Below are 24,283 nucleotides of genomic sequence, written 5' to 3'. Positions count from 1 at the left end.
TTCCAGGAAAAGCCACTAAGCTTCAGCTATATACGACCGTACCGCAAACCGACACTGGTGCGCGAGATGAGTATTCTAAGGCGCTTGAGAGAACTCAGGAGAAGGAACTCGGCAAATTGACACCGTAACTTCGGAAGAAGGTGTGCCCTATTAGTGTGTAGTGAACAACGAAGCATGAATGGGTTGCAAAAAATCGGTGGCTGCGACTGTTTATTAAAAACACAGCACTCTGCAAACACGAAAGTGGACGTATAGGGTGTGACGCCTGCCCGGTGCTGGAAGATTAAATGATGGGGTGCAAGCTCTTGATTGAAGTCCCAGTAAACGGCGGCCGTAACTATAACGGTCCTAAGGTAGCGAAATTCCTTGTCGGGTAAGTTCCGACCTGCACGAATGGCGTAACGATGGCCACACTGTCTCCTCCTGAGACTCAGCGAAGTTGAAATGTTTGTGATGATGCAATCTCCCCGCGGAAAGACGGAAAGACCCCATGAACCTTTACTGTAGCTTTGTATTGGACTTTGAACAGATCTGTGTAGGATAGGTGGGAGGCTTTGAAGCAGGGTCGCTAGATCTTGTGGAGCCAACGTTGAAATACCACCCTGGTGTGTTTGAGGTTCTAACCTAGGTCCATTATCTGGATCGGGGACAGTGCATGGTAGGCAGTTTGACTGGGGCGGTCTCCTCCCAAAGCGTAACGGAGGAGTTCGAAGGTACGCTAGTTACGGTCGGACATCGTGACGATAGTGCAATGGCATAAGCGTGCTTAACTGCGAGACTGACAAGTCGAGCAGATGCGAAAGCAGGACATAGTGATCCGGTGGTTCTGTATGGAAGGGCCATCGCTCAACGGATAAAAGGTACTCTGGGGATAACAGGCTGATACCGCCCAAGAGTTCATATCGACGGCGGTGTTTGGCACCTCGATGTCGGCTCATCTCATCCTGGGGCTGTAGCCGGTCCCAAGGGTATGGCTGTTCGCCATTTAAAGAGGTACGTGAGCTGGGTTTAAAACGTCGTGAGACAGTTTGGTCCCTATCTTCCGTGGGCGCTGCAGATTTGAGGAAGCCTGCTCCTAGTACGAGAGGACCGGAGTGGACACACCTCTGGTGTATCGGTTGTCACGCCAGTGGCATTGCCGAGTAGCTAAGTGTGGAAGAGATAACCGCTGAAAGCATCTAAGCGGGAAACTCGTTTCAAGATGAGATCTGCCGGGGCCTTGAGCCCCCTAAAGAGTCGTTCAAGACCAGGACGTTGATAGGTCAGGTGTGGAAGCGCAGTAATGCGTTAAGCTAACTGATACTAATTGCTCGTGCGGCTTGACCCTATAACTTTGATCAATCTGATCAAGGTGTTATGCCAAGTTGACGCATTCAAAATAATTCGCCAAAAGCTGATTCCAAACTCTATGAATTCGTTTGGTTGATCATGTGATCAGCCAGACAACAAGTTATGCCTGATGACCATAGCGACGTGGTACCACTCCTTCCCATCCCGAACAGGACAGTGAAACGCGTCAGCGCCGATGATAGTGCGGGTTCCCGTGTGAAAGTAGGTCATCGTCAGGCTCTTACAGCCCTAGACAAGCCCCAACCAACCGGTTGGGGCTTTTCTTTTTGGGGAAACGGAAATGGAATTGCGGGCGCAATGGCAATGCCGCAGCATGCATTCACCTGAACACCCATTCCGTTCATGCAGTGATGCGGCCATCGGTATTGGCCCGCAAACTAGACATTGAGCAGGCTGTCGCCCTCCCGGCGCGCCGCGCCCGAGCCAATAAGCTCGTCCAGCAGTTCCTCGCTCAGCGATTCCAGCGCCCGTGCGCTGAAAAAACGCGTGTGAATCGCTTTGAAGTACGGCGTCGCGTCTCGCCACTCCGCCCATTGCGCCGTGGACATGCGCTGCTGCTCCAGCAGCTTGAACTTGATCAATACCTTGAAGGCATGCCTTGCATGCTTGACCGGGTCGCGGACCATGCCGTCCAGACGTCGGCGGGCTGTAGACAAGGCCGTGCCGACGTCCGAAAACACGCGGCCGTGGCCAGGCACGACCCATTGAGGGTCCAGCCGTTCGATATGGTCCAGCGTCGCCGCCACTTCCGCGAAAGAGGGCTCTCCGATCAGTTCGGGAAACACCACGCCGAAACCGTGTTCCCACAGGGCATCCGCCGAGATCAAGGTGCGCGATTCCGGCTCGAACAGCATCACCGAATGGGGATCGTGCCCCGGTGCGGCGTGCACTTCCCAGCGCCGATCGCCCAGCTGTCGTTCGGTCTGGCCGGTCACGGTTCCCTGCGCCCTGAAACGAGGGCACTGCTGTCCTGTCGCGCGATAGCTCAGCGCACCTTGATCCCACATCGCCACGGCACTGGCCTCGCCCGCAGGGACTTCGGTGCGAAGTGTCGGATAGCGCTGTTGCAGCGCGGCGTTGCCGCCGCAGTGGTCGCTGTGAAGGTGCGTGTTGATCAGCAAGGACAACGCTTGCCCGTGCAACGCTTCTTCGACCAGCGCCACGGTCTGCGCCGCATGCGTGACATAGCCGCTGTCGATCAGAACCGCCTGCTCGCCTTGCAGCAGGATGTTGTTCGACGACAGCCAGCCGCGCTCGAAGACCGTGATGTCCGCCGGAAAAGGGCGCGTCACGCCGATGTCGTCGTGGTGGTGCGCAGCTCGCGCCGAAGAATCTTCCCGACGTTGGTCTTGGGCAGGGCGTCCTTGAACTCGATGTGCCGGGGCCGCTTGTAGCCGGTGAGGTTCTCGTGGCAGTAGCGCAGCACGGCCTCTTCCGTCACCGTGGCGTCCTTGCGCACCACGAAGACCTTGATGGCCTCGCCCTGCTTCTCGTCGGGCACGCCGATGGCTGCACATTCCACGACGCCAGGGCACAGCGAGATGACGTTCTCGAGTTCGTTGGGAAAGACGTTGAAGCCGCTGACCAGGATCATGTCCTTCTTGCGGTCCACGATGCGGCTGTAGCCGTCGTCCTGCATCACGGCGATGTCGCCGGTGCGCATGAAGCCGTCGGCGGTGAACGCCGCGGCCGTCTCCGCGGGTTGGTTGTGATAGCCCCTCATCACGTTGGGCCCCTTGATGCAGAGCTCGCCGGCCTGCCCGTTCGGCAAGGAGCGGCCTTCGTCATCCTTGATGGCAATCTCGATGCCCGGCAAGGGAAGGCCGATGGTGCCGGTGAACGCGGTGTTGCTCACGGGGTTGTTGGTGCCGATGGCGCAGGTCTCGCTCATGCCCCAGCCTTCGATCATGGGGCAACCCGTGGTCTCGAACCAGCGCTTGGCCGTGCCCTCGGAGGCGGCCATGCCGCCCGCCTGCGACACGAACAGGGTCGAGAAGTCCAGCTTCTTGAATTCGGGATGCACCAGCAGCGCGTTGAACAGCGTGTTGACCGCCGGCAGCATGTGGAAGGGCCGCTTCTTCAGCACGGCGATGAACTTGTTGAGATCGCGCGGGTTGGGAATCAGCGTCAGGTGCGAGCCCTGGCGGATCGCCAGCAGGCACAGCGTGAGCGCGAAGATGTGATACAGCGGCAAGGCTGCGATGCTGTTGACCTTGGACAGATCGCCCGCGCGCCCGAGCGCCGGCGTGAACCAGGCCTCGGCCTGCAGCGTGGCGGCGACGATGTTGCGGTGCGTGAGCACCGCGCCCTTGGACAGCCCGGTCGTGCCGCCCGTGTACTGCAGAAAGGCCACCGAATCGAGCGTGCTGGGATCCTTGCTCAACGTGCGTTGCGCACCCTGGCTCATGACCTGCGAGAAAGGCGTGACCGTGCGCCCGCCGTCCAGCGGCAGCTTGTAGGGCGGCACCATGCGCGCGAGGTGCCGCACGGCCAGCGTGATCCAGGTGCCGTAGAGGCCGCCGAGCAGATCGCCCATCGACGTGATCACCACATGCTGGATCGGCGTGCGCTCGATCACCTGCTGCAGCGTGGTCGCGAAGTTCTCGAGGATCACGATGGTCGTGGCGCCCGAATCCTTCAGTTGGTGCTCGAGTTCACGCGCGGTGTAGAGCGGGTTGACGTTCACGCAGGTGAAGCCGGCGCGCAGCACGCCGCACATCGTGACCGCGAACTGTGGCACGTTGGGCAGCATGATCGCGACCTTGGCACCGGGCTCGAGCCCCTGCGACTGCAGCCAGGCGCCCATGGCCTTGGACTGCCGGTCGAGCTGCGCATAGGACATCCATTGCTCCATGCACACCGAGAACGGGCGCTCGGCGTAGCGCTGGAAGGCCTCGTCGAACATATGGCCCAGCGACCGGTATTGCTCGGGATGAACCTCGTGAGGCACTCCAGGCGGATAGCTATTCAAGACGGATGACTGCATGCGCGCTCCTTTGCAACGCATTGTGCGAGGCCGCATGGCAATCCGGTCTGGGGGCTTGCCCCAGTGCAGCGCGCTACTTGAGCCAGCGGTCCATCACGCGCGGCAGTTCGCCGCTCGCTTGCGCGAGGTGCAGCCATTGGTCGACGTAGGCCTTGAAGGCCCCGTCGTCGCGCGGCAGCATCCAGGCCATCTCGCCGTACTGCAGCGGCTTGTCGGGGTTGACGGCGCAGAGCCCGGGCTTGAGCCGCTGCTGCGTGAGCGCCTCGGCGGCTTCGGTGACGAACACGTCGGCGCGGTTGGCGAGGATCTCGTCGAAGATCGTCACGTTCTCGCCATGCAGCGTCATCTGCGCGCGCTTGAAGTTGGCACGGGCGAAGCGCTCGTTGCTGCCGCCCGGGTTGAAGATCACACGCGTGCCCGGCTGGTCGATGGCCGCGACGCTCTGGTACTTCTGCACGTCCGCGCAACGCGCGATCGGCGTCTTGCCGTTGACCATGTAAGGCGTACTGAAGAACGCTTTCTTCTGACGGTCCGTCGTCACCGAGACCCCACCGACGGCGATGTCGCAGCGGTCGGCGACCAGGTCGGGCAGCAGGTTGGCCCAGGTGGTCTTGACCCAGGTCGGCTTTGCGCCCAAGCTCGCCGCCAGGCTGTCCACCAGGTCGACGTCGATGCCCTCGAAGCCGGCATCCGGCTTCTGGAAGCTGAAGGGCTTGTAGTCGCCGGGCGTGCAGACACGCAGCCGGGCTGAGCTCTGCACCGTGTCCAGCCGCGAGGGCGCCGGAGCGGGCGGGGGCGTGGTGCAGGCGCCGAGCAAGGCGATGCTGACGATGACCAGGGCAACACGAGGCAAGGACAGACGATGCATGGGCACTCTCCGGTGGCGGCAAGTCAAGGATGGAAAGGCATTCTGCGCCCGCGGAATGCGGGTGCCGACGCGGCCATCGCGCAACGCTTTCTGGGGACTGCTCTCCAATCCGTGCGTTTCTTCTCGCCTTGTGAAAACTGATACTTGTGTAATAGGGATAAACCCTTATATTTGACCCATGCACCCCGTCAAGGCCTTTTTCCAAGCCACCCTGGGCATCGGCTCCTTCTTTCGCGCGCCGATCGTCGAGGCGCAGGCGCGCAGCCGCCCCGCGCCGACGCCGGTGCTGGTCCCCATCCGCACCATCGGTCCGCGCGAGCGGCACCGGATCGCCACCCATCTGCTGGCGCTGACGCCCAACGACCGCTACCTTCGTTTCGGCTACGCCGCCTCCGACGAGCAGGTGCAGCGCTATGTCGACGGCCTCGACTTCGAGCGCGACGAACTGTTCGGCATCTACAACCGCCGCCTCGATCTCATCGCGATGGCGCACGTCGCCTTCGCGCCCGCCGACCAGCCCCGCGAATGCGCGGAATTCGGTGTGTCGGTGGCGGCCCATGCGCGCGGCCGCGGCTACGGCGCGCGCCTGTTCGAGCGCGCGGTCGTCACGGCGCGCAACGAGGGCGTGGGCATGCTGTTCATCCATGCGCTCAGCGAGAACGCGGCAATGCTCAAGATCGCCCGCAAGGCCGGGGCCTCCGTGGTGCGCAGCGGCTCGGAATCCGAGGCCCATCTGCAGCTGCCTTCGGCCACGCTCGACAGTCGCCTGAACGCGATCGCACTCGAGCATTACGCCGAGGTCGACTACCAACTGAAGACCCGCGCCAAGCAGTTCTGGTCCTTCCTGGCCACCGTGCAGGAAGTGCGCAGCGGCATGCGCGCCGCGCGCGAGAAATCGGCCCCCTGAGCAGGCCTCCGGGGCGGGCGCAACGGAGGGCATTGCCTTTCCGTTATCCTTGCGCTTCCCCAACTCCGCCCTCCCGCAGTGGCCGACCCTCACCCTGATCGCACTCCCGTTGAACGGGAAGACAAACGCAGCTTTCTTCAAAAACTCGCCGAATTCATCCATCCAGGACCGGATTCGCGCGACGAGCTGATCGAAACCCTCGCAGACGCCGAAGACAACGACGTGATCGGCGCCGAATCGCGCGTCATGCTCGAAGGGGTGCTGCGGATGGCCGACATGACGGCTGGCGACGTGATGGTCGCCGCGCCGCGCATGGACCTGGTGAACATCGACTCGCCCTATGACGCGCTGCTGCACGTCGTGATCGACACCGCGCACTCGCGCTTTCCGGTGTACGAGGGCGAGAAGGAAAACATCATCGGCATCCTGCTCGCGAAGGACCTGCTCAAGCTGCAGCGCGCGCCGGGTCTCAACATCCGGGCGCTGCTGCGGCCCGCGACCTTCGTGCCCGAGAGCAAGGGCCTGAACGACCTGCTGCGCGAGTTTCGCGGCAACCGCAACCACCTCGCGATCGTGATCGACGAGTTCGGCCGCGTGGCCGGGCTGATCACCATCGAGGACGTGCTCGAGCAGATCGTCGGCGAGATCGAGGACGAGTTCGACATCGCCGAAGACGAGGGCGACATCTTCGGCCTGGCCGACCACACCTACCGCGTCTCGGGCGACACGCCGATCGAGCGCGTCGGCGAGGCCTTCGGCATCACCTTCGACGACGAGGCGCTGAGCGAGGACTTCGACACCATCGGCGGCCTGATCGCCCACGAGATGGGCCACGTGCCCAAGAAGGGCGAGCACCACGCGCTGGGCGGCTTCGACTTCGTGGTGCTGCACACCAAGGGCGGCGCGGTGCGCTGGTTCAAGGTGTCGCCGGCCCGCGGCAGCGACGCGGCCGACTGATGCGCGGCGCGCCGGCTTCCACCTCCGCCAACCTGTTCCGCCTGCTGGGCTTCGGCGTTGCCGGGCTGGCCCAGGCCCTGTCGATGGCCTCGCCCGCGGGCGGCAAGCCGCTGTGGTGGCTGCAGCTGCTGTCGCTGGCCGCACTGGTCTGGCTGCTCGACGGCCTGCGCGCGCAGGGCGCGGGCTGGCGCCGCGCCGGCCTGCATGGCTGGCTGTTCTCGACCGCCTGGCTGGCCGGCAGCTTCTGGTGGCTGTTCATCTCGATGCACACCTACGGCGGCCTGCCGGCGCCGCTGGCCGCGCTCGCCGTGCTCGCGCTGGCGGCGGGGCTGGGCCTCTACTACGCGGTCGCGGCCGCCTGGTTCGTGGTGCGCGGTCCCAGGGGACGTGTGACGGGCGCGCTGGTCTTCGCCGCGCTCTGGACACTGGCCGAACTCGTGCGCGGCAGCTGGTTCACCGGCCTGCCATGGGGCGCCGGCGGCTATGCGCATGTCGAGGGCCCGCTGGCCGCACTCGCGCCCTGGGTCGGCGTCTACGGCATCGGCGCGGCCGCCGCGCTGGTGGTGGCACTGGCGGCGCTGCGGCGTGCGGTGCGGAGCGTCGAGCTCGGTGCGGCGCTGTTGCTGATGGCGCTGGTGTTCGCGCTGCCGCAGCTCGTGCCCGCGCTGCGCGCCGACGTGCAGGGCGACAAGGGCTCGACCGGCAAACTCGAGGTCGCGCTGCTCCAGGGCAACATCCCGCAGGACGAGAAATTCATTCCCGGCGGCGGCATCGACCTCGCGCTGCGCTGGTACGGCGAGCAGCTGCGCGACGCCAAGGCCTCGCTGGTGGTCACGCCCGAGACCGCCCTGCCCCTGCTGCCGCGCCAGCTGCCGCCCGGCTACCTCGATGCGATCCAGGCCCGCTACAGCCAGGGCCATCAGGCGGCGATCGTCGGCCTGCCCATGAGCGACACGGCCGGCCCGGGCACCTACAGCAACGCGGTGCTCGGCTTCCAGCCCCAGGCCGCGCAAGCCTATGTCTACAGCAAGCACCACCTGGTGCCTTTCGGCGAGTTCATCCCCACGGGCTTCCGCTGGTTCATCGACATGATGCGCATCCCGCTGGGCGACTTCGCGCGCGGTGGCCTCGCGCAGGCGCCCCTTCTCTGGCAGGGCCAGCGCATCGCGCCCAACATCTGCTACGAAGATCTGTTCGGCGACGAGATCGGCGCCAACTTCAAGGACGAGGCCACGGCCCCGACCATCCTGCTCAACGTGAGCAACATCGCATGGTTCGGCGACTCGGTGGCCATCGACCAGCACCTGTCGATCTCGCGCATGCGCGCGCTCGAGTTCGCACGGCCGATGGTGCGTGCCACCAACACCGGCGCCACGGTGGTGATCGACGCCCAGGGCCGTGTCACGCACGCGCTGCCGCGGCTCACGCGCGGCGTGCTCGAGGCCAGCGTCGAAGGCCGCCGCGGGCTCACGCCCTATGCACGCTGGGTCGCGCCCTTCGGCCTGTGGCCGCTGTGGATCCTCGCGCTGGGCACCGTGGCCTCGGCCTTCGTGCTGGGCCGCCGCCCGCGCTGAACCTCAGGCGCCGGTCTTCACCGGCCAGTCGCGCAGCTTGCCCGGGTTGAGCAGGCCCAGCGGATCGAAGCGGTGCTTGACCGCGATGACCTCGGGCGGCAGCGGGCCGCCGGCCTTGCCGTCTTCCACGATGTTCACGTGCGGGTTGTTGATGTGCACCTGGTGCGCGCGGTGGATGTCGATGATCTCGTTGAGCCGCTCCTCGGTGCGAAAGCGCACCAGCTGCAGCCCGCTGCAGGTCATGAGCCCGGCCACGTTGCGGATGAACTCGGTGTGCATCATCACCTCGCCGCCCAGCAGCTTCTCCATCTCGACGATCTGCTCGACGTGCCGGCCGGGGATGAAGCCGCTCTGCAGGTAGGTCAGCGTCGGGTCGACCTTGAGCGCGTGCAGCGTCGTGTGGTTCCAGGTGAACTCCATCAGCGTGCGGTTGCTCTTCTGCACCTCGGCCGCCGTCTTGCGGTAGCTCACCGTGCCGCCATGCGCTTCCACCAGCAGCAGCATCGCGGGCTCCGACGATTCGGCCACCAGCGACAGCACCGTGTGGCAGCCCTTGGGCAGGTGCGCGGCCAGCTGCGCCAGATGATCGGAAATCGGCGCCGCGAAGAAGGAGACGCCGCGCTTCACGATGCCCGGCGCGTTCGCGAGCTTGTCGGCGAAATTCAGCGCGCGTTCGAAGTCGTCGAAAGTCACGAGCGTCTCGAGCCACGGATGCGCCGGCGCCAGCGCGAATTCCAGTTCGAGCACCAGGCCGTTGGTGCCCCACAGGTGGTGCATGCGCATCGCCTCGGCGCCGCGCAGCTCGATCATCTGCGGCTCGGCCTCGATGGTCATCGCACGGATGCCGAGCACGTTGCCCGGCGCGCTCAGCGGCCCGTGGTTGATCGAGCCCACGCCGCCGAAGCCGCCGCCGAACAGGCCGCCCAGCGTGGCGCTGCGGTAGGTCGAGGGCACGCAGCGCAGTTCCTGGCCCGTGGCCTTGGTCTTCTTCTCCAGCTCGCCCAGCCGGATGCCGGCCTGCGCGCGCACCACGCCCGGCTGCACCCAGAGGCAGGCGTTGTAGCCGGTCATGTCGAGCACCACGCCGCCGGCGAGCGGCGTGGTCTGGCCGTAGTTGCCGGTGCCGCTGCCGCGGATGGTGATTGGCACGCCGCGGCGCGCGCAGGCACCGACCACGGCGCGGATCTCGTCCTCGGTGCGCGGGCGCACGACGACATCGGCGCGCTTGCCCTCGAGCTGGCGCACCAGCACCGGGCTGAACCAGGAGAAGTCCTGCGACAGGCGCGTGACGCGGCCTTCGTCGGTGATCCATTCGAGGTCGGGGAGTTCGAGCAGCAGCTGCTCGATGGCGGAGGCGGGAGCGTTCATGGTCAAGTCAGTCCTGGGAAAGTTCGCTCGCGTGCCACGAGCCCAGCGCCAGCTTCGAGAGCCAGGCCATGAGCACGAAGAGCGCGACGCCGGTGAGGGAAATCAGCAGCAGGGCCGCGAACATGCGCGGGATGTTGAGCTGGAAGCCGGCCTGCAGGATCTGGTAGGCCAGCCCCGCGCCCGAGCCGCCCGTGCCCGCGACGAACTCGGCCACCACCGCGCCGATCAGCGCGAGGCCGCTGGAGATGCGCAGGCCGCCGAAGAAGTAGGGCAGCGCGCTCGGGATGCGCAGCCGCACCAGCTGCTGCCAGCGCGTGGCGCGGTTGAGCTTGAAGTAGCTCTGCAGGTCGGGGTCGATGCTGCGCAGGCCCAGCGTGGTGTTGGCGATGATCGGGAACAGCGCCACCAGCGCGGCGCACACTGTCATGGCCGCGACCGGGTTCTTGACCCAGATGATGATCAGCGGCGCCACCGCCACGATGGGCGTGACCTGCAGCAGCACCGCATAGGGGAAGAGCGCGGTCTCGATGCGCTTGCTCTGCACGAACAGGAAGGAGATCAGCACGCCCGCCACCGTGGCCAGCCCGAAGGACAGCAAGGTGATCTTGAGCGTGACAAGCAGCGCATTGCCCAGCGGCACCCAGTCGGCGATCAGCGTCTGCAGCATCAGGTACGGCGAGGGCACGAGGTAGGGCGGCAGCTCCATCGCCACCACCATCCATTGCCACAGCGCCACCAGCACCACGCCGATCAGCACCGGATACAGCACGCGCTGCACGCGCGGCTGGTCCAGCAAGGGCACGCGCGCCTTGTAGGGGGCGTTCATCGCGCCGCCTCCTCTTCCAGCGTGCTGGCGCGCAGCAGGCTGTCCTGCAGTTGCTTGGCGTAGCGCGCGAACGCGGGCGTGACCATGAAGTCGGCGCTGCGCGGATAGGGCTCGTCGATCTGGAACTGTTCCACCACGCGGCCTGGCCGGGCGGCCATCATCACCACGCGGCTCGACAGGAAGACGGCCTCGTGGATCGAATGCGTGACGAAGATCACCGTCAGCTTCTTCTTGCGCCAGAGCTCGAGCAGGTCGGCGTCGAGCTTGTGGCGCGTGATCTCGTCGAGCGCGCCGAAGGGCTCGTCCATCAGCAGCAGGTCGGGCTGCGTGACCAGGCCGCGCGCGATCGACACGCGCATCTGCATGCCGCCCGAGAGCGCACGCGGCAGCGCGTCGGCGAACTTCTCCAGGCCCACCAGCGCCAGCGATTCGCTCACACGCGCCTCGGCCTCGGCGCGCGGCACGCCGGCCAGGTCCAGCGGCAGCCGCACGTTGGTGCGCACGCTGGCCCAGGGCATCAGCGTGGCCGACTGGAACACGAAGGACATCCGGCGCGTGCTGTCGTGCAGCTGGCTCACCGGCTTGCGCCAGACCAGCAGCCGCCCGTCGCTGGGTTCGAGCATGCCGGCCACCATCTTGAGCAGCGTGCTCTTGCCGCAGCCCGAGGGACCGAGCAGCGTGACGAACTCGCCCTCGGCGATCGACAGGTCCACCGGCAGCAGCGCCTGCGTGCCGTTGGGATAGGTCTTGTCGGCCGAGAGGATCTCGACAGCGGGCACCGCGGGAGCAAGCGCCTGGGGTTCGATGCGATTCATGCCAAAGGCCTTTCGAGCACGGCCGCCACGCGCGGCCGTCGGGTGTCAGGGCTGAACGATGTCCAGGCGATCAGGGCAGGACCTTGAGGTCTTTCACGAACTCGGTCGTGTAGGTCTTGGCCACATCCACCTTGGCCGGGTCGAGCAGCTTGGCGCTCACCAGGAAGCCGTAGCTGGCCTTGGCGCGCGCATCGGTGATCACGCCGATGCCCAGCTTGGCCGCGTCGCCGCCGGTGATCATCCCCAGCTCCTTGAGCTTGGCCACGCTGTAGGCCAGCTGTTCGTCGGTCATGTTGGGGTTGTCCTTCTTGATCAGCGCGTTGGCGGGCGCGGGATCGGCGAGGTAGCTCTTCCAGCCTTCGGCCGAAGCCTTGACGAAGGCCGCGACCTGCTTGCTGCGCTCCTTCACGGTCTTGTCCATGCACGACACCGTGACCGCGTACGAGGGATAGCCGTGGTCGCTGAACATCAGCACCGTGCTCTTCACGCCGGCCTTCTGGATCGCGTAGGGCTCCGAGGTCAGGTAGCCCTGCTGCGCGGCATTCTTGTCGGCCACGAAGGGCTGGATGTTGAAGGTGTAGGGCCGCGCCTGTTCGTCGGTGAAGCCGAACTTGGCCTTGAGCCAGGGCCAGTAGCCGCGGTTGGCCTGCGCGCCGATCAGCAGCGTCTTGCCCTTGAGGTCCTCGAACTTCTTGACGTCGTCGTGCGCGATCAGCACCTGCGGGTCCTTCTGCATGAAGGCCGCGACGTTGACCACCGGCACGCCGCCTTCGCGCACCTGCATCATCTGGATGTCGCTCGAACCCATGATGCAGTCGGCCTGGCCGGCGGCCATCATCTGCGTGATGTTGACCTGCGGGCCGCCCATCTTGATGGTCACGTCCAGGCCATGCTTCTTGTAGAGGCCCTGCGCCACGGCCTGGTAGAAGCCGCCGTGCTCGGCCTGCGCGTACCAGTTGGTCATGTAGGTGAACTTGTCGTCGGCGTGCGCGGACGCGGCGGCGAACAGGGCGATGGCGGCGGCGCCGACCAGGGAACGTGCGAGAGAGCGCATGGCGTGGACCTCTTTGAAGATGAAGGGGACGAAAAAGGAGCGCCGCTTCAGGCCGGCGTGAAGCTTTGCTGGATGAAGCCCTGCTGGTGGCCGCGCGCCCAGGTGGCTTCCTCGCGCACGATCCACTGCAGCGCATGCAGCTCGGTCAGCGCCTGGGCCCAGCTGTCGGACAGCGTGTCGAGGATGGCGTGGCCCTGTTCGCGCGTGGCGGTGGTCGGGTCGCCGATCACGCCGCTGGGGCCGAAGTCGCGCGCGGTCCAGGCGCAGGCCGGGCGGCCGTCGGCCGACAGCAGCTTGATCGGGAAGGGCGGCGGGAAGTTGGCGACCGCGCGCTCCATGTGCACCGTCTCGGGTGCGAGCGCGAGCATCAGCGCGGTCTCGGAATGGCCGGCATGCATCGCGAGCTTCTTCTCCTGTTCGCTGACCTGCTGGCTGGCCGCGCTCGGCAGGCGCGACACGCCGTGCGGCACCACCACGAAGTCGCCATGGCGCAGCCGCAGTTCACGCGCCGCCATCTCCAGCACCTGCGGCTGGCCGCCATGGCCGTTGGCGAACAGCAGCTTGCGGAAACCCGAGCGGTAGACCGACTCGCCGATCTCGATCACGGTCGAGAGCAGCGTGGTGCCGGTCAAGGTCATGGTGCCGGGGAAGTGCAGGTGCTCTTCCGACTTGCCGTAGGTGAGGGTGGGCAGCGCGAAGGCGCGCACCTCGGCCGGCAGCTTCTCCAGCGCCTTGCCCATCACGCCCGAGCTGATCACGCTGTCGACCGAACACGGCAGGTGCGGGCCGTGCTGCTCGATGGCGCCGCAGGGCAGCACGATCACGGTGTTCTCGCGGTTGGGCAGCGCGGCGATTTCGGTCCAGCTCAGGTAGGGCAGGAAGCGGTGGGGCGGGATGTAGCCGTGGAGCATGGGAATTCCTGTTCGTCAGGTCGGGAGAAAAGGCGTGGCGTCGCCGTGCGCCACATGGCCGTCGCGCAGCACCACGCGGTTCGCGCTGCGCGAGGGCCAGCCGTGGCGGTCGGCATCGGTGAAGAGCACCAGATCGGCGCGCTCGCCGACCAGCGTGGGGCGTGCGGGCGCCGTGCCGCGCCGCAACCAGTCGGCGCGGCACAGCGCCTGCGACCAGGTGTCGAAAGGCGCGTCGAGCTGCGCCACCAGCGCGGCCGTGCCCAGCGCCTCGATCGGGTCGAAGCTGCCGAGCCGGCAGAAGGGGTCCTGCACGTTGTCGCTGGCGAACAGCAGCGGAATGCCGCGGGCCTGCGCTTCCTTCACCAGCGTGATGCCGCGCAGCCGAGGCGTGCGGCCGGTGACCGCGTCCTGCAGCAGCAGGTTGGTGGCGGGCAGCGACACCACCGTGATCGGTGCGCGCGCCACGGCGTCGAGCGTGGCGAAGGCCTGTGCCTCGGGCTGGGCCGCGAGCGCGCAGAGGTGGCCGCAGACCACGCGGCCCTCGTAGCCGATCTCGCGCAGGAGGCGTGCGGTGGTCTGCAGGCCGACCGCCGCGGCGTTGAGTTCCTCGTCGACATGCAGGTCGATGTCCAGCTCGCAGGCCTGGGCCGCCACCAGCAGGTTGCGCAGCGCGCGCTCGCTCCAGTTGGTCGAATGCACGAAGCCGCCGAGCAGTGCATGCGGCCCCGTGGCCTTGACCTGCTGCGCGAGCCGCAGCGCCTGCGCCGCGTCCTCGAACAGCGGCAGCTTGATCAGCGCCACCTGCTCCAGCCGCACCCTGCCGGCCCAGTCCTGCGCCAGCTCGGCCATCACGGGCCAGGCCATGGGCACCGAGTCGGGCTCCCACCAGTCGACGTGCGTGCGCACATGGGTGGTGCCGCATGCCCAGGCCCACTGCAGGCCGCGCGCGGCGCGCTCGCGCACGTCTTCGGGCGTCCAGTGCGCGCGGTCGGTGAGCATCGCGTCGATGGCGCCCAGCAGGCCGGGCTGCACCGCTTTCATGCGCGGCAAGGTGAAGGCCTTGTCGAGGTGCGTGTGGGCGTCGACGAAGCCGGGCAGCGCCAGCCGGCCGCCGAGGTCCCAGGCCGAAGGCGATGGCGTGGCCGGCTGCACCGACCGCACGCGGCCGCCCTCGATCGCCACGCCCGCCAGCACCGGCACGCCGTCGCGCTGCGGCCAGTCGCCCGCCAGCAGCCAGCGCGGCAGACGCACATTGTTCAGGAGGACCGGCTCGCGCATTTGAATTTGACCGCTTAATCAGAGTAAGTGGTCAGGTTATGCAAGCGACGTGCCAGCGCAGGCGCACCGGCATGGGGCGCCTGGGTCGTTCGGCCGGGAATCAGCGGGCGCGGTGCCCGTGTGGCATCAGCTCTTGATATCGCAGCCGTGCAGCACGAAGGCCACCAGCTCGCGCGCGATCGGCTCGCGGTCGATCGGCGCGTCGGGCGGCAGGCCGAGCATCACGCGGGTCTGGATCGCGTAGTCGGCGTAGCTCTGGGTCATGGCCCAGATGTGCATCAGCAGGATGCGCGCGTCGAGCGGGCGCATCTGGCCGCGCGCGATCCAGCCGTTGATCACGTCGACCTTCTTCTGCGTCCAGGCCCGCGCGTTGGGCCAGTAGCGGTCGAGGTTACGCCCGCCGTCGAGGATCTCGCGCGTGAAGATGCGCGACATCTCGGGACTGTCGATGGCGTGGTCGAGCTTCTTGCGGATGTAGTCGCCCAGCACCGTGGCCGGGTCGCTCGCGTCGCCGAAGGAGAACACCACCTTCCAGGCATGCAGCACCTGCATCAGTAGCTCTTCGTAGAGCTCCTCCTTGCCGACGATGTAGTAGTGCAGCTGGGGCTTGGTCAGGCCGGCGCGCGCCGCGATGGCCTGGGTCGAGGTGCCCTTGAGCCCGTGCAGGCTGAATTCCGCGACCGCCGCGGTGCGGATCGCCGCCATGATGCGTTCGCGCCCCGGCCGCGCGCGCGACAGCGGGCCCTCGGGGGCGGGCATTTCGGGGGCGGTCGACAGCGAAGGGGCGGCGGATTCGGTGGTCATGGCAAAGGGGCGCGGGGTGCGCCCGACCGATGGTAATCCTTGGGGCATCACGGCATGCGATGGCGGCATGGCGGCGCGAAGCAAGCGGGCACGGTTCCTGTATCTTCCTCGCCGCTTCGCCAAGATTCATCACCACCCAAGGAGTTTCCATGTACCTCTCTCCCCGTTTCCGCGCCTTCGCGGCCGGTGCCGCACTGCTGGCCGCCAGCGCGCTGGCGCAGGCACAGCAGGCCCTGCCCAATGTGGTGATCCTGGCCACCGGCGGCACCATCGCCGGGGCCGGCGCCTCGGCCGTCAACAGCGCCACCTATGCGGCCGCCAAGGTGGGCGTCGAGAAGCTCATCGCCGGCCTGCCCGAACTGACGAAGATCGCCAACGTCAAGGGCGAGCAGGTGTTCCAGGTGGCCTCCGAAAGCCTGACCGACGACAACCTGCTGACGCTGGCCAAACGCGTCTCGGCGCTGTCCAAGCAGAGCGACGTCGACGGCATCGTCATCACCCACGGCACCGACACGCTGGAGGAAACCGCCTACTTCCTGACGCTGACCGTGCACACCGCCAAGCCGATCATCGTGGTCGGCTCGATGCGCCCGGGCACCGCGCTGTCGGCCGACGGCGCGCTCAACCTCTACAACGCGGTCAGCGTCGCGGGCAGCAAGGACGCGATGGGCAAGGGCGTGCTTGTGACCATGAACGACGAGATCCAGAGCGGTCGCGACGTGAGTAAGTCCATCAACATCAAGACCGAGGCCTTCAAGAGCCAGTGGGGCCCGCTGGGCATGGTGGTCGAGGGCCGGAACTACTGGTTCCGCGCGCCGGTCAAGCGCCACACGATGCAGTCGGAGTTCGACATCGACGCCATCACCGCGCTGCCGCCGGTCGAGATCGCCATGGGCTACGAAGGCGTGTCCTCGACGGCCATCGACGCGCTGGGCAAGAGCGGCATCAAGGCGCTGATCCACGGCGGCACCGGCAACGGCTCGGTGGCCAACCGCATCGTGCCCAACCTGCAGAAGGTGCGTGCCGACGGTGTGATCGTGATCCGCAGCTCGCGCGTGCCCGACGGCTTCGTGCTGCGCAACGCCGAGCAGCCCGACGACAAGTACGACTGGGTGGTGGCGCACGACCTGCGCCCGCAGAAGGCCCGCATCCTGGCGATGGTCGCGCTGACCAAGACCAGCGACACCAAGGAACTGCAGCGGATCTTCTGGGAATACTGATCCGCAACCCGCCCGCTACACCGCGCGCTTCAGGCTGCGGTGGCGGGCGAACTCGATGCTCGCGATGCACACCGCGAGCCAGGCGCCGCCTGAGCACAGGCCGGCGATCACGTCGCTCGGGAAGTGCGCGCGCAGGAAGATGCGGCTGCAGGCCACGGTGAACACGATCACCGAGGCCGCCACCACCGTCGGCACGCGCCAGCCCGGCGGCAGCATGCGAAAGCCCAGGTAGCCCAGCATGCCGTACATCACCATCGAGCCCGAGCTGTGGCCGCTCGGGAAGCTGTAGCCCGAGACCTGCACGAAGCCGGCCTCGTGCACCGGGCGGGCGCGCTCGAAGATGTGCTTGAGCACATGGTTGAGCACCGCGATGCCGCCGGTCGCCGCCACCCATCCGGCAGCGAAGCCCCGGTGGCCGCGCAGCCACAGCCACAGCGCCACCGCCACCGACAGCGGTGCCCCGAACCAGGGATCGGCCAGGTGCGTGAGCTGCGCGAACACGGCGCGCACGCCGGGCGGCGTGTGGGCGCCGACGGCGCTGCTCATGGCGTCGTCGAACACGCCCATCGGCCGGCCCTGGCCCAGTTCCTCCGCCACTTCGGCAAAGCCCCAGGCCAGCAGCAGCACCAGCGCCAGGCCCAGCGCCAGGCCGGCGAACAGGCGCCGCGGTTGCGGCTCGCCGCTCGCCACGTACCGATGGCGCAGGTGCTCGAAGGCCCAGGCCGCGCCGCCGGCCGCCAGGGCCACCACCGCCAGCAGCACGAGGAAGCCGGGCCAGGCATGCGCGCCCAGCAGTTCTCCAAGGGCGGCGATGTCGGCGTGGTCGTTGGGCATGGGGCGAAAGCGGGGGGCGCGGAGGAAAGGGGGGATCGAGCATAGCCGCCGAGGGCGCCGTCAGCGGTCGATACCCCCGCGCCGGCCCCACCCTAAAATAGCCGGTTCGTTGCGCCACGGGGTTCTCCCGCCGGGCGGCCGCCATCACGCAGAGCCATGCTGACCTTCCAACAAATCATTCTCAAACTGCAGTCGTACTGGGCCGAACAGGGCTGCGCATTGCTGCAGCCCTACGACATGGAAGTGGGCGCGGGCACCTCGCACACCGCCACCTTCCTGCGCGCCCTCGGCCCCGAGCCCTGGAAGGCTGCCTACGTGCAGCCCAGCCGCCGACCCAAGGACGGCCGCTACGGCGAGAACCCGAACCGCCTGCAGCACTACTACCAGTACCAGGTGGTGCTCAAGCCCGCGCCGTCGAACATCCTCGAGCTGTACCTCGGTTCGCTCGAGGCGCTGGGCTTCGACCTGAAGAAGAACGACATCCGCTTCGTCGAGGACGATTGGGAAAACCCCACGCTCGGCGCCTGGGGCCTGGGCTGGGAAGTCTGGCTCAACGGCATGGAAGTGACGCAGTTCACCTACTTCCAGCAGGTGGGCGGTATCGATTGCAGGCCCATCACCGGCGAGATCACCTACGGCCTCGAGCGCCTGGCGATGTACCTGCAGGGCGTGGACAACGTCTACAACCTGACCTGGACCGACGGCCTGAGCTATGGCGACGTCTACAAGCAGAACGAGGTCGAACAGTCGACCTACAACTTCGAGCACAGCGACGCCGACTTCCTGTTCTCGGCCTTCACCGCGCACGAGAAGCAGGCCAAGCACCTGATCGAAGCCCAGCTCGCGCTGCCGGCCTACGAACAGGTGCTGAAGGCCGCGCACAGCTTCAACCTGCTCGACGCGCGCGGCGCGATCAGCGTGACCGAGCGCGCGGCCTACATCGGCCGCATCCGCAACCTCGCGCGCGCCGTGGCCCAGAGCTACTACGAGAGCCGTGAACGGCTGGGCTTCCCGATGGCGCCGCCCGAGTGGGTGGCGCAGATGACGCCGGCAACGAAGAAAGCAGCCTGAGCGATGACGATGACTCCCACCAAGAACCTGCTGGTCGAACTGTTCGTTGAAGAACTCCCGCCCAAGGCACTGAAGAAACTGGGCGATGCCTTTGCCGGCGTGCTGCGCGACCAGCTGGTCGCCCAGGGGCTGGCCTCCGCCGAGAGCGTGCTCACGGCGTTCGCGTCCCCGCGCCGGCTCGCCGCGCACCTTACGGGCGTGCTGGCGCAGGCCGCCGACAAGGCCGTCTCGCAGAAGCTGATGCCGGTGAGCGTCGGCCTCGATGCGTCGGGCAACGCCACGCCGGCCCTGCTCAAGCGCCTGGGCGCGCTGGGCGCCGACGCCTCCGCCGTGCCCGGGCTCAAGCGCGCGCCCGACGGCAAGGGCGAGGCCCTGTTCTACGAAAGCACCGCCAAGGGCGCCACGCTGGCCGAGGGCCTGCAGAAGGCGCTGGCCGAAGCCATCGCCAAGCTGCCGATCCCCAAGGTCATGAGCTACCAGCTCGAGAGCGGCTGCGAACTGCCGGGCTGGAGCAGCGTGAGCTTCGTGCGCCCCGCGCACGGCCTGGTCGCGCTGCACGGTGCCGACGTGGTGGCGATCGAGGCGCTGGGCCTGCACGCCGGCCGCGACACGCACGGCCATCGCTTCGAGGCCCAGGTCGATCCGGTGGTGCTGCGCAATGCCGACAGCTATGCGCAGCAGCTGGCCGACGAGGGCGCGGTGATCGCGTCCTTCGACGCCCGCCGCGCCGAGATCGTGCGCCAGCTGGCCGCGGCCGCCGCGAAGGTCGGCGGCGGCGTCAAGCCGATCCATGACGATGCGCTGCTCGACGAAGTCACGGCACTGGTCGAGCGCCCCAACGTGCTGGTCTGCGAATTCGAGCGCGAGTTCCTCGACGTGCCGCAGGAGTGCCTGATCCTCACGATGAAGGCCAACCAGAAGTACTTCCCGCTGCTCGATGCAACCGACAAGCTGACCCACCAGTTCCTGGTGGTGAGCAACATCTCGCCGGAAGATGCCAGCGCCGTGATCGGCGGCAACGAGCGCGTGGTGCGCCCGCGCCTGGCCGACGCCAAGTTCTTCTTCGACCAGGACCGCAAGAAGTCGCTGGCCTCGCGCGTCGAGTCGCTGGCCAAGGTGGTCTATCACAACAGGCTGGGCACGCAGGGCGAGCGCGTGGCGCGCGTGATGCGCATCGCGCAGGCCATCGCCACGCAGATCGCCGAATCGACCGGCGACACCGGCCTGGCCGCCAAGGCCGTGCAGGCCGCGCAGCTGGCCAAGGCCGACCTGGTGACCGACATGGTGGGCGAGTTCCCCGAACTGCAAGGCACGATGGGCCGCTACTACGCGCTGCACGACGGCCTCGACGCCGCAGTGGCCGACGCCATCGAGGACCACTACAAGCCGCGCTTCGCCGGCGACACGCTGCCGCGCCACGCGGTCGGCACCGTGGTCGCGATGGCCGACAAGCTCGAGACGCTGGTCGGCATGTTCGGCATCGGCAACCTGCCCACCGGCGACCGCGACCCGTTCGCGCTGCGCCGCCATGCGCTGGGCGTGCTGCGCATGCTGATCGAGGGCAAGCTGCCGCTGCAGCTGCGCGAGGTGCTGGCCCAGGCCTTCGCGGCCTTCAGTGCACCGCTGGCCGGCGGCGCCGCGCTGACCGACCCGACCGATGCGCTCGAGTCCTTCATCTTCGACCGGCTCGCCGGCAGCCTGCGCGAGCAGGGCGCCAGCGCGCAGGAAGTCGATGCCGTGCTGGCCTCGCGCCCGCAGCGCCTGGCCGAAGTGCCCGCGCTGCTGGCGGCCGTGCGCGCCTTCGCGGTGCTGCCCGAAGCGCCCGCGCTGGCCGCGGCCAACAAGCGCATCGGCAACATCCTCAAGAAGTCGCCCGAGGCCGATGCCCACGTGAGCGAACTGCTGCTGCAGGAACCGGCCGAGAAGGCGCTGTACGACGCGATGCAGCAGACCGTGCCCGCGGCCGACGCGCAGTTCGCCGCCGGCGACTACACCGCCTCGCTGCAGACCCTGGCCGCGCTGCGCGCACCCGTCGACGCCTTCTTCGACGGCGTGATGGTGAACGCCGAACAGGTCGACCTGCGGCTGAACCGCCTGGGCCTGCTGATGCTGCTGCATGCGGCGATGAACCGCGTGGCGCAGCTCGAACGGCTGGCGGCCTGAGGCACCGCGCTCGATAATTCGATCCATGAACCGGCAACAGCAGATCGACTCGTTCCTGCTGCAGGCGCATCGCCTCGCAGTCGCGCGGCTGCGCGCCGATCCGTCGCGGATCGCGGAACTGGCGCACACGCTGTCGCAGTGGCGCGTGCGCGCAGGTGCGACGCGCTCGGATCCGTACTGGGACGAGTGGCAGACCCTGCTCGACGCCGGCATCGACGCCATCGAGAGCGGCGCCTGCGGCGTCGACGACCATGCGGCTGCACTGCGCAACGTATCGCCGGTGGGCGTTCTGATCAGCGCGACCGAACGCAGCCAGCTGTTGCAGGCCGCCCGCAGGAGCGGCGATGCAGCGCAGTGAAGTCGAGCACGTCCTGCGTGCGGCTGCCGCCATCGCCCAGGAGCAGTCCTTCGTCGTGGTGGGCAGTCAGGCGCTTCTTTTCCTGTTGCCGAATGCGCCCGACGCCTTGCTCGTTTCACGCGAACTCGATCTCTATCCTGCGCTGAGCCCGGAGAAATCGGACCTCATCGATGGTGCCATCGGTGCGTTGTCCAGTTTCGACACCACCTTCGGCTATCACGCCGACGGTGTCGGGCCGGAAACCGCCGTCATGCCGCCCGACTGGATGCAGCGTGCGACGTTGCACTACGTCGGCGAGCTGACGGTCATCTGCCCCGATCTCCACGATCTCGCATTGTCCAAATGCGTCGCTGCCAGAGAAAAGGACGCGACCTTCGTGCGCGAACTGATCCGGCATTCGCTCGTCAGTGCGGCCTTACTCAAGGCGCGAGCCGACATGCTGGACGCGGCGCAGCACCCGGTGGCCAAGATCCTTGCGTGGATCGATCGGCGCGCCCTCGAAGCCCGGACGGACACCCCATGAAACTCGTCATCCTCGACCGCAACGGCACCATCAACGTGCACCGCGACGACTTCGTCAAGAGCGAGGTCGAGTGGACGCCGCTGCCGCACGCGCTGGAAGCCATCGCCCGGCTCAACCATGCGGGCTGGCATGTGGTGATCGCCTCGAACCAGTCGGGCCTGGGCCGCGGGCTGTTCGACGTGGCCTCGCTCAACGCCATGCACGCCAAGATGCACAAGATGCTCGCCGCGGTGGGCGGGCGCGTGGATGCGGTCTTCTACTGCCCGCACAGCCCCGACGAGGACTGCGGCTGCCGCAAGCCGCAGCCCGGCCTGTTCCGCCAGATCGGCGAGCGCTACGGCATCGACCTCGCGGGCGTGCCGACCGCCGGCGACAGCCTGCGCGACCTGCAGGCCGGCGCCGCCGCGGGCTGCGAGCCGCACCTGCTGCTGACCGGCATGGGCGCGGCCTGCCGCAACGTCGATCCGCTGCCGCCCGAGTACCCGCCCGACACGCACGTGCACGACGACCTGGGCGCTTTCGTTGAATTCCTGCTGGCGCGCGAAGCGCAGCAGGCCTTGTTGCAGGTGGCTGTCTGATGGCCTTGATTCGTTCGGTGATCCACATGCTGTGGATGCTGGTCACGGTGATCCCCTGGGGCATCATCATGTGCGTTGCGTCGCTGTGGCGCCGCGGCGAGCCCCTCTACTGGATGGCCGAGCGCTGGCTGGGCTGGGCCATCGGCGGCGCCCGGGTCATCCTGGGCATCCGCACGCGCGTGAGCGGCATGGAGAACCTGCCGCAGGAAAAGCGCGCGGGCGCGGTGCTGCTGGTCAAGCACCAGTCCACGCTCGAGACCTTCCTCATGCCCACGCTGATGCCGCATCCGCTGGCCTACGTGTTCAAGAAGGAACTGATCTACGTGCCCTTCTTCGGCTGGGCCATGGCGCGGCTGGACATGATCCACATCGACCGCAGCCAGAAGGCCAAGGCTTTCCACAAGGTGGTGGCCCAGGGCAAGGACCTGCTCGCGCAGGGCATCTGGATCATCATGTTCCCCGAAGGCACGCGCATCCCGCGCGGCCAGAAGGGCACCTACAAGAGCGGCGGCACGCGGCTCGCGGTGGAGACCGGCGCGCCCGTGATCCCGATCGCCGTGACCTCGGCCAAGGTCTGGCCGCGCAAGGCCTTCATCAAGCGCCCGGGCGTGGTCGACGTGTCGATCGGCCCCGCGATCCCGAGCGTGGGCCGCAAGCCCGACGAGCTGATGCGCGAGGTCGAGGCCTGGATCGAGGCCGAGATGCGCCGGCTCGACCCGGACGCCTACCGCTGAAGAAAGAGCATCCGATGCAGGGCCTGCTGCAGTTCACCATGGACCTGTTCGAGGGGCTCGGCAGCGAGTTCGCACGGCCCGAGCCGCCGGCGCCGCCCCCGAAGAAGCGGGCGCGCAAGGCGGCACCGCCCACGCCGCCGGTCGCGACGCCGCTGCCGCAGCAGGACGCGTCCGATGCGGGCCCCGCGTTGCCTGCGATCCCGCTGCGCGACACGCTGACGCTCGCGCGCTTCGTGCATCCGCAGGCCACGCGCGAAGCGGTGCTGGGGTCGGCCCGCGTGGCCTACGAGTTCAAGCGCGGCAAGCGCAAGACCATCGGCTTCCTGGTGGGCGCCGAAGGGCTGTCGGTGCGCGCGCCGCGCTGGGTCGCGCTGCGCGATGTCGATGCCGCGGTGCAGGAGAAGGCCGACTGGATCCTGCGCAAGCTCGCGGAAACGCAGCAGCGCCACGCGCGCGTCGAAGCCACGCGCATCGAATGGCAGGACGGCGCGACCTTTCCCTTCCTGGGCGAGACGGTCGCGATCCGGCTCGATCCGAAGCATGCCTTCATCGGCGTGGGCGGTGCGCTCGATGACATGGCCGATGGCACGGGCGCACCGCGCGCGCTGCGGCTGGCCGTGGCACAGAACGCCGAGCCCTCGCAGATCCGCGATGTCGCGCAGGCCTGGCTCATGCGGCAGGCGCGCAAGCTCTTCATCGAGCGGCTCGACCATTTCGCGCCGCTGCTCGGCGTGCGCTGGCAGAAGCTCACGCTGTCGAATGCGGCCACGCGCTGGGGCAGCGCCAGCATCGACGGCTCGATCCGCCTCAACTGGCGGCTGATCCATTTCGGCCTGCCGGTGATCGACTACGTGGTGGCACACGAACTGGCCCATCTGCGCGTGATGGACCATTCGCACCGCTTCTGGGAAACCGTCGAGAGCGTGGTGCCCGACTACGGCGCGCTGCGCCAGCAGCTCAAGGACCAACCCGTACCGAAGTGGTGACCCTGGCGTTTCGTTTCCCCCGTCTTGTCCAGAGCAGCCGCGGAACCGGCTTCGCCGGGCCGTTGGCTGCGCCCCCGGTAGGGGGTGGGAGGAGGCGACACGCAGTGCGCCGCAGCCT

Annotated in this window: 22 protein-coding genes and 2 rRNA genes (1 of these 24 cut by a window edge); 13 read left to right on the top strand and 11 right to left on the bottom strand. The window is 67.3% G+C overall.

Annotated elements, in window-relative coordinates; translation table 11 throughout:
* A 23S ribosomal RNA gene (locus K0H49_RS04965) occupies positions 1-1,327 on the top strand; it begins 1,549 nt to the left of the window's first position.
* A 128-nt stretch (positions 1,328-1,455) separates the two neighbouring features.
* Positions 1,456-1,568 (top strand): 5S ribosomal RNA (gene rrf, locus K0H49_RS04960).
* 159 nt (positions 1,569-1,727) lie between these two features.
* Here rrf and K0H49_RS04955 read toward each other — a convergent pair.
* The 3 genes from K0H49_RS04955 to K0H49_RS04945 form a co-directional block, all read right to left on the bottom strand.
* Positions 1,728-2,642 (bottom strand): MBL fold metallo-hydrolase, encoded by a 915-nt coding sequence (locus K0H49_RS04955; RefSeq protein ID WP_374122306.1) that lies wholly within the window; start codon positions 2,640-2,642, stop codon positions 1,728-1,730.
* Complete coding sequence (locus K0H49_RS04950; protein WP_219210009.1) at positions 2,639-4,336, bottom strand: AMP-binding protein; 1,698 nt, start codon at positions 4,334-4,336, stop codon at positions 2,639-2,641. The genes K0H49_RS04955 and K0H49_RS04950 overlap by 4 nt, the downstream gene beginning before the upstream one ends.
* Positions 4,337-4,409: 73 nt before the next feature.
* Positions 4,410-5,204: a transporter substrate-binding domain-containing protein gene (locus K0H49_RS04945; RefSeq protein WP_219210008.1), complete on the bottom strand. Its 795-nt coding sequence runs from the start codon at positions 5,202-5,204 to the stop codon at positions 4,410-4,412.
* Between the two features lie 178 nt (positions 5,205-5,382).
* On the opposite strand from K0H49_RS04945, the gene K0H49_RS04940 reads away from it, so the two are divergent.
* The 3 genes from K0H49_RS04940 (at position 5,383) to lnt (ending at position 8,642) form a co-directional block, all read left to right on the top strand.
* Positions 5,383-6,111, top strand: coding sequence for a GNAT family N-acetyltransferase (locus K0H49_RS04940; protein ID WP_219210007.1), 729 nt, complete (start codon positions 5,383-5,385; stop codon positions 6,109-6,111).
* Positions 6,112-6,189: 78 nt separating this feature from the next.
* Positions 6,190-7,068 (top strand): HlyC/CorC family transporter, encoded by an 879-nt coding sequence (locus tag K0H49_RS04935; protein WP_219210006.1) that lies wholly within the window; start codon positions 6,190-6,192, stop codon positions 7,066-7,068.
* On the top strand, positions 7,068-8,642 hold the full coding sequence (lnt, locus tag K0H49_RS04930; RefSeq protein ID WP_219210005.1) for an apolipoprotein N-acyltransferase: 1,575 nt from the start codon (positions 7,068-7,070) through the stop codon (positions 8,640-8,642). The genes K0H49_RS04935 and lnt overlap by 1 nt, the downstream gene beginning before the upstream one ends.
* A 3-nt stretch (positions 8,643-8,645) precedes the next feature.
* Here lnt and K0H49_RS04925 read toward each other — a convergent pair whose 3' ends face one another.
* From K0H49_RS04925 to K0H49_RS04895, 7 genes are all read right to left on the bottom strand, one after another.
* Positions 8,646-10,010 carry an FAD-binding oxidoreductase gene (locus K0H49_RS04925; protein ID WP_219210004.1) on the bottom strand — a complete coding sequence of 455 codons (1,365 nt, stop codon included), beginning with the start codon at positions 10,008-10,010 and terminating at the stop codon, positions 8,646-8,648.
* Positions 10,011-10,017: 7 nt separating this feature from the next.
* Complete coding sequence (locus K0H49_RS04920; protein WP_219210003.1) at positions 10,018-10,836, bottom strand: ABC transporter permease; 819 nt, start codon at positions 10,834-10,836, stop codon at positions 10,018-10,020.
* Complete coding sequence (locus K0H49_RS04915; RefSeq protein WP_219210002.1) at positions 10,833-11,651, bottom strand: ABC transporter ATP-binding protein; 819 nt, start codon at positions 11,649-11,651, stop codon at positions 10,833-10,835. The genes K0H49_RS04920 and K0H49_RS04915 overlap by 4 nt, the downstream gene beginning before the upstream one ends.
* 70 nt (positions 11,652-11,721) lie before the next feature.
* Positions 11,722-12,705, bottom strand: a complete 984-nt coding sequence (locus K0H49_RS04910) for an ABC transporter substrate-binding protein (RefSeq protein ID WP_219210001.1) — start codon at positions 12,703-12,705, stop codon at positions 11,722-11,724.
* A 47-nt stretch (positions 12,706-12,752) separates the two neighbouring features.
* The gene (locus K0H49_RS04905) at positions 12,753-13,616 is read right to left on the bottom strand and encodes a creatininase family protein (protein WP_219210000.1); all 864 of its coding nucleotides are present in this window, start codon (positions 13,614-13,616) and stop codon (positions 12,753-12,755) included.
* A 15-nt stretch (positions 13,617-13,631) separates the two neighbouring features.
* A complete protein-coding gene (locus tag K0H49_RS04900; protein WP_219209999.1) occupies positions 13,632-14,894 on the bottom strand; it encodes an amidohydrolase family protein in 1,263 nt (420 codons plus the stop codon).
* A gap of 126 nt (positions 14,895-15,020) precedes the next feature.
* Entirely contained in the window at positions 15,021-15,698 is a 678-nt protein-coding gene (locus K0H49_RS04895; protein ID WP_257624588.1) for a TetR/AcrR family transcriptional regulator, read from the bottom strand.
* A gap of 149 nt (positions 15,699-15,847) precedes the next feature.
* On the opposite strand from K0H49_RS04895, the gene K0H49_RS04890 reads away from it, so the two are divergent.
* A complete protein-coding gene (locus tag K0H49_RS04890; protein ID WP_219209998.1) occupies positions 15,848-16,918 on the top strand; it encodes an asparaginase in 1,071 nt (356 codons plus the stop codon).
* A 15-nt stretch (positions 16,919-16,933) separates the two neighbouring features.
* Here the strand turns inward: K0H49_RS04890 and K0H49_RS04885 are convergent, their stop codons facing one another.
* Positions 16,934-17,752: a phosphatase PAP2 family protein gene (locus tag K0H49_RS04885; protein WP_219209997.1), complete on the bottom strand. Its 819-nt coding sequence runs from the start codon at positions 17,750-17,752 to the stop codon at positions 16,934-16,936.
* 156 nt (positions 17,753-17,908) lie between these two features.
* Here K0H49_RS04885 and glyQ point away from each other — a divergent pair, with 156 nt between their 5' ends.
* Genes glyQ through K0H49_RS04850 form a run of 7 tightly spaced genes read left to right on the top strand, consistent with a single transcriptional unit; the run spans position 17,909 to position 24,165 of the window.
* The gene (gene glyQ, locus K0H49_RS04880) at positions 17,909-18,823 is read left to right on the top strand and encodes a glycine--tRNA ligase subunit alpha (protein ID WP_219209996.1); all 915 of its coding nucleotides are present in this window, start codon (positions 17,909-17,911) and stop codon (positions 18,821-18,823) included.
* Between the two features lie 9 nt (positions 18,824-18,832).
* Positions 18,833-20,986, top strand: a complete 2,154-nt coding sequence (gene glyS, locus K0H49_RS04875; RefSeq protein ID WP_219213027.1) for a glycine--tRNA ligase subunit beta — start codon at positions 18,833-18,835, stop codon at positions 20,984-20,986.
* 25 nt (positions 20,987-21,011) lie between these two features.
* Positions 21,012-21,344, top strand: a complete 333-nt coding sequence (locus K0H49_RS04870; protein ID WP_183027464.1) for a hypothetical protein — start codon at positions 21,012-21,014, stop codon at positions 21,342-21,344.
* Positions 21,331-21,867, top strand: coding sequence for a DUF6036 family nucleotidyltransferase (locus tag K0H49_RS04865; protein WP_219209995.1), 537 nt, complete (start codon positions 21,331-21,333; stop codon positions 21,865-21,867). The genes K0H49_RS04870 and K0H49_RS04865 overlap by 14 nt, the downstream gene beginning before the upstream one ends.
* Complete coding sequence (gene gmhB, locus K0H49_RS04860; protein WP_219209994.1) at positions 21,864-22,445, top strand: D-glycero-beta-D-manno-heptose 1,7-bisphosphate 7-phosphatase; 582 nt, start codon at positions 21,864-21,866, stop codon at positions 22,443-22,445. Before K0H49_RS04865 ends, gmhB begins: the two co-directional genes overlap by 4 nt.
* Positions 22,445-23,179 carry a lysophospholipid acyltransferase family protein gene (locus tag K0H49_RS04855; RefSeq protein ID WP_219209993.1) on the top strand — a complete coding sequence of 245 codons (735 nt, stop codon included), beginning with the start codon at positions 22,445-22,447 and terminating at the stop codon, positions 23,177-23,179. Before gmhB ends, K0H49_RS04855 begins: the two co-directional genes overlap by 1 nt.
* Before the next feature lie 14 nt (positions 23,180-23,193).
* A complete protein-coding gene (locus K0H49_RS04850; protein ID WP_257624587.1) occupies positions 23,194-24,165 on the top strand; it encodes a M48 family metallopeptidase in 972 nt (323 codons plus the stop codon).
* Positions 24,166-24,283 lie beyond the last annotated feature (118 nt).

The sequence above is a fragment of the Variovorax boronicumulans genome, assembly GCF_019352895.1.
Taxonomy (GTDB): Bacteria; Pseudomonadota; Gammaproteobacteria; order Burkholderiales; family Burkholderiaceae_C; genus Variovorax; species Variovorax boronicumulans_A.
This window is presented reverse-complemented; position numbering and strand designations above follow the sequence as displayed.

Excerpts from the sequence above, each read along its gene's own strand:
- glyQ (WP_219209996.1), top strand. The coding sequence starts at position 17,909 with ATGCTGACCTTCCAACAAATCATTCTCAAACTGCAGTCGTACTGGGCC.
- K0H49_RS04900 (WP_219209999.1), bottom strand. The coding sequence starts at position 14,894 with ATGCGCGAGCCGGTCCTCCTGAACAATGTGCGTCTGCCGCGCTGGCTG.
- K0H49_RS04885 (WP_219209997.1), bottom strand. The coding sequence starts at position 17,752 with ATGCCCAACGACCACGCCGACATCGCCGCCCTTGGAGAACTGCTGGGC.
- K0H49_RS04950 (WP_219210009.1), bottom strand. The coding sequence starts at position 4,336 with ATGCAGTCATCCGTCTTGAATAGCTATCCGCCTGGAGTGCCTCACGAG.
- K0H49_RS04910 (WP_219210001.1), bottom strand. The coding sequence starts at position 12,705 with ATGCGCTCTCTCGCACGTTCCCTGGTCGGCGCCGCCGCCATCGCCCTG.
- K0H49_RS04940 (WP_219210007.1), top strand. The coding sequence starts at position 5,383 with ATGCACCCCGTCAAGGCCTTTTTCCAAGCCACCCTGGGCATCGGCTCC.
- lnt (WP_219210005.1), top strand. The coding sequence starts at position 7,068 with ATGCGCGGCGCGCCGGCTTCCACCTCCGCCAACCTGTTCCGCCTGCTG.
- K0H49_RS04905 (WP_219210000.1), bottom strand. The coding sequence starts at position 13,616 with ATGCTCCACGGCTACATCCCGCCCCACCGCTTCCTGCCCTACCTGAGC.
- K0H49_RS04850 (WP_257624587.1), top strand. The coding sequence starts at position 23,194 with ATGCAGGGCCTGCTGCAGTTCACCATGGACCTGTTCGAGGGGCTCGGC.
- K0H49_RS04855 (WP_219209993.1), top strand. The coding sequence starts at position 22,445 with ATGGCCTTGATTCGTTCGGTGATCCACATGCTGTGGATGCTGGTCACG.
- K0H49_RS04870 (WP_183027464.1), top strand. The coding sequence starts at position 21,012 with ATGAACCGGCAACAGCAGATCGACTCGTTCCTGCTGCAGGCGCATCGC.
- K0H49_RS04945 (WP_219210008.1), bottom strand. The coding sequence starts at position 5,204 with ATGCATCGTCTGTCCTTGCCTCGTGTTGCCCTGGTCATCGTCAGCATC.
- K0H49_RS04920 (WP_219210003.1), bottom strand. The coding sequence starts at position 10,836 with ATGAACGCCCCCTACAAGGCGCGCGTGCCCTTGCTGGACCAGCCGCGC.
- gmhB (WP_219209994.1), top strand. The coding sequence starts at position 21,864 with ATGAAACTCGTCATCCTCGACCGCAACGGCACCATCAACGTGCACCGC.
- K0H49_RS04865 (WP_219209995.1), top strand. The coding sequence starts at position 21,331 with ATGCAGCGCAGTGAAGTCGAGCACGTCCTGCGTGCGGCTGCCGCCATC.
- K0H49_RS04925 (WP_219210004.1), bottom strand. The coding sequence starts at position 10,010 with ATGAACGCTCCCGCCTCCGCCATCGAGCAGCTGCTGCTCGAACTCCCC.
- K0H49_RS04895 (WP_257624588.1), bottom strand. The coding sequence starts at position 15,698 with ATGACCACCGAATCCGCCGCCCCTTCGCTGTCGACCGCCCCCGAAATG.
- glyS (WP_219213027.1), top strand. The coding sequence starts at position 18,833 with ATGACTCCCACCAAGAACCTGCTGGTCGAACTGTTCGTTGAAGAACTC.
- K0H49_RS04890 (WP_219209998.1), top strand. The coding sequence starts at position 15,848 with ATGTACCTCTCTCCCCGTTTCCGCGCCTTCGCGGCCGGTGCCGCACTG.
- K0H49_RS04915 (WP_219210002.1), bottom strand. The coding sequence starts at position 11,651 with ATGAATCGCATCGAACCCCAGGCGCTTGCTCCCGCGGTGCCCGCTGTC.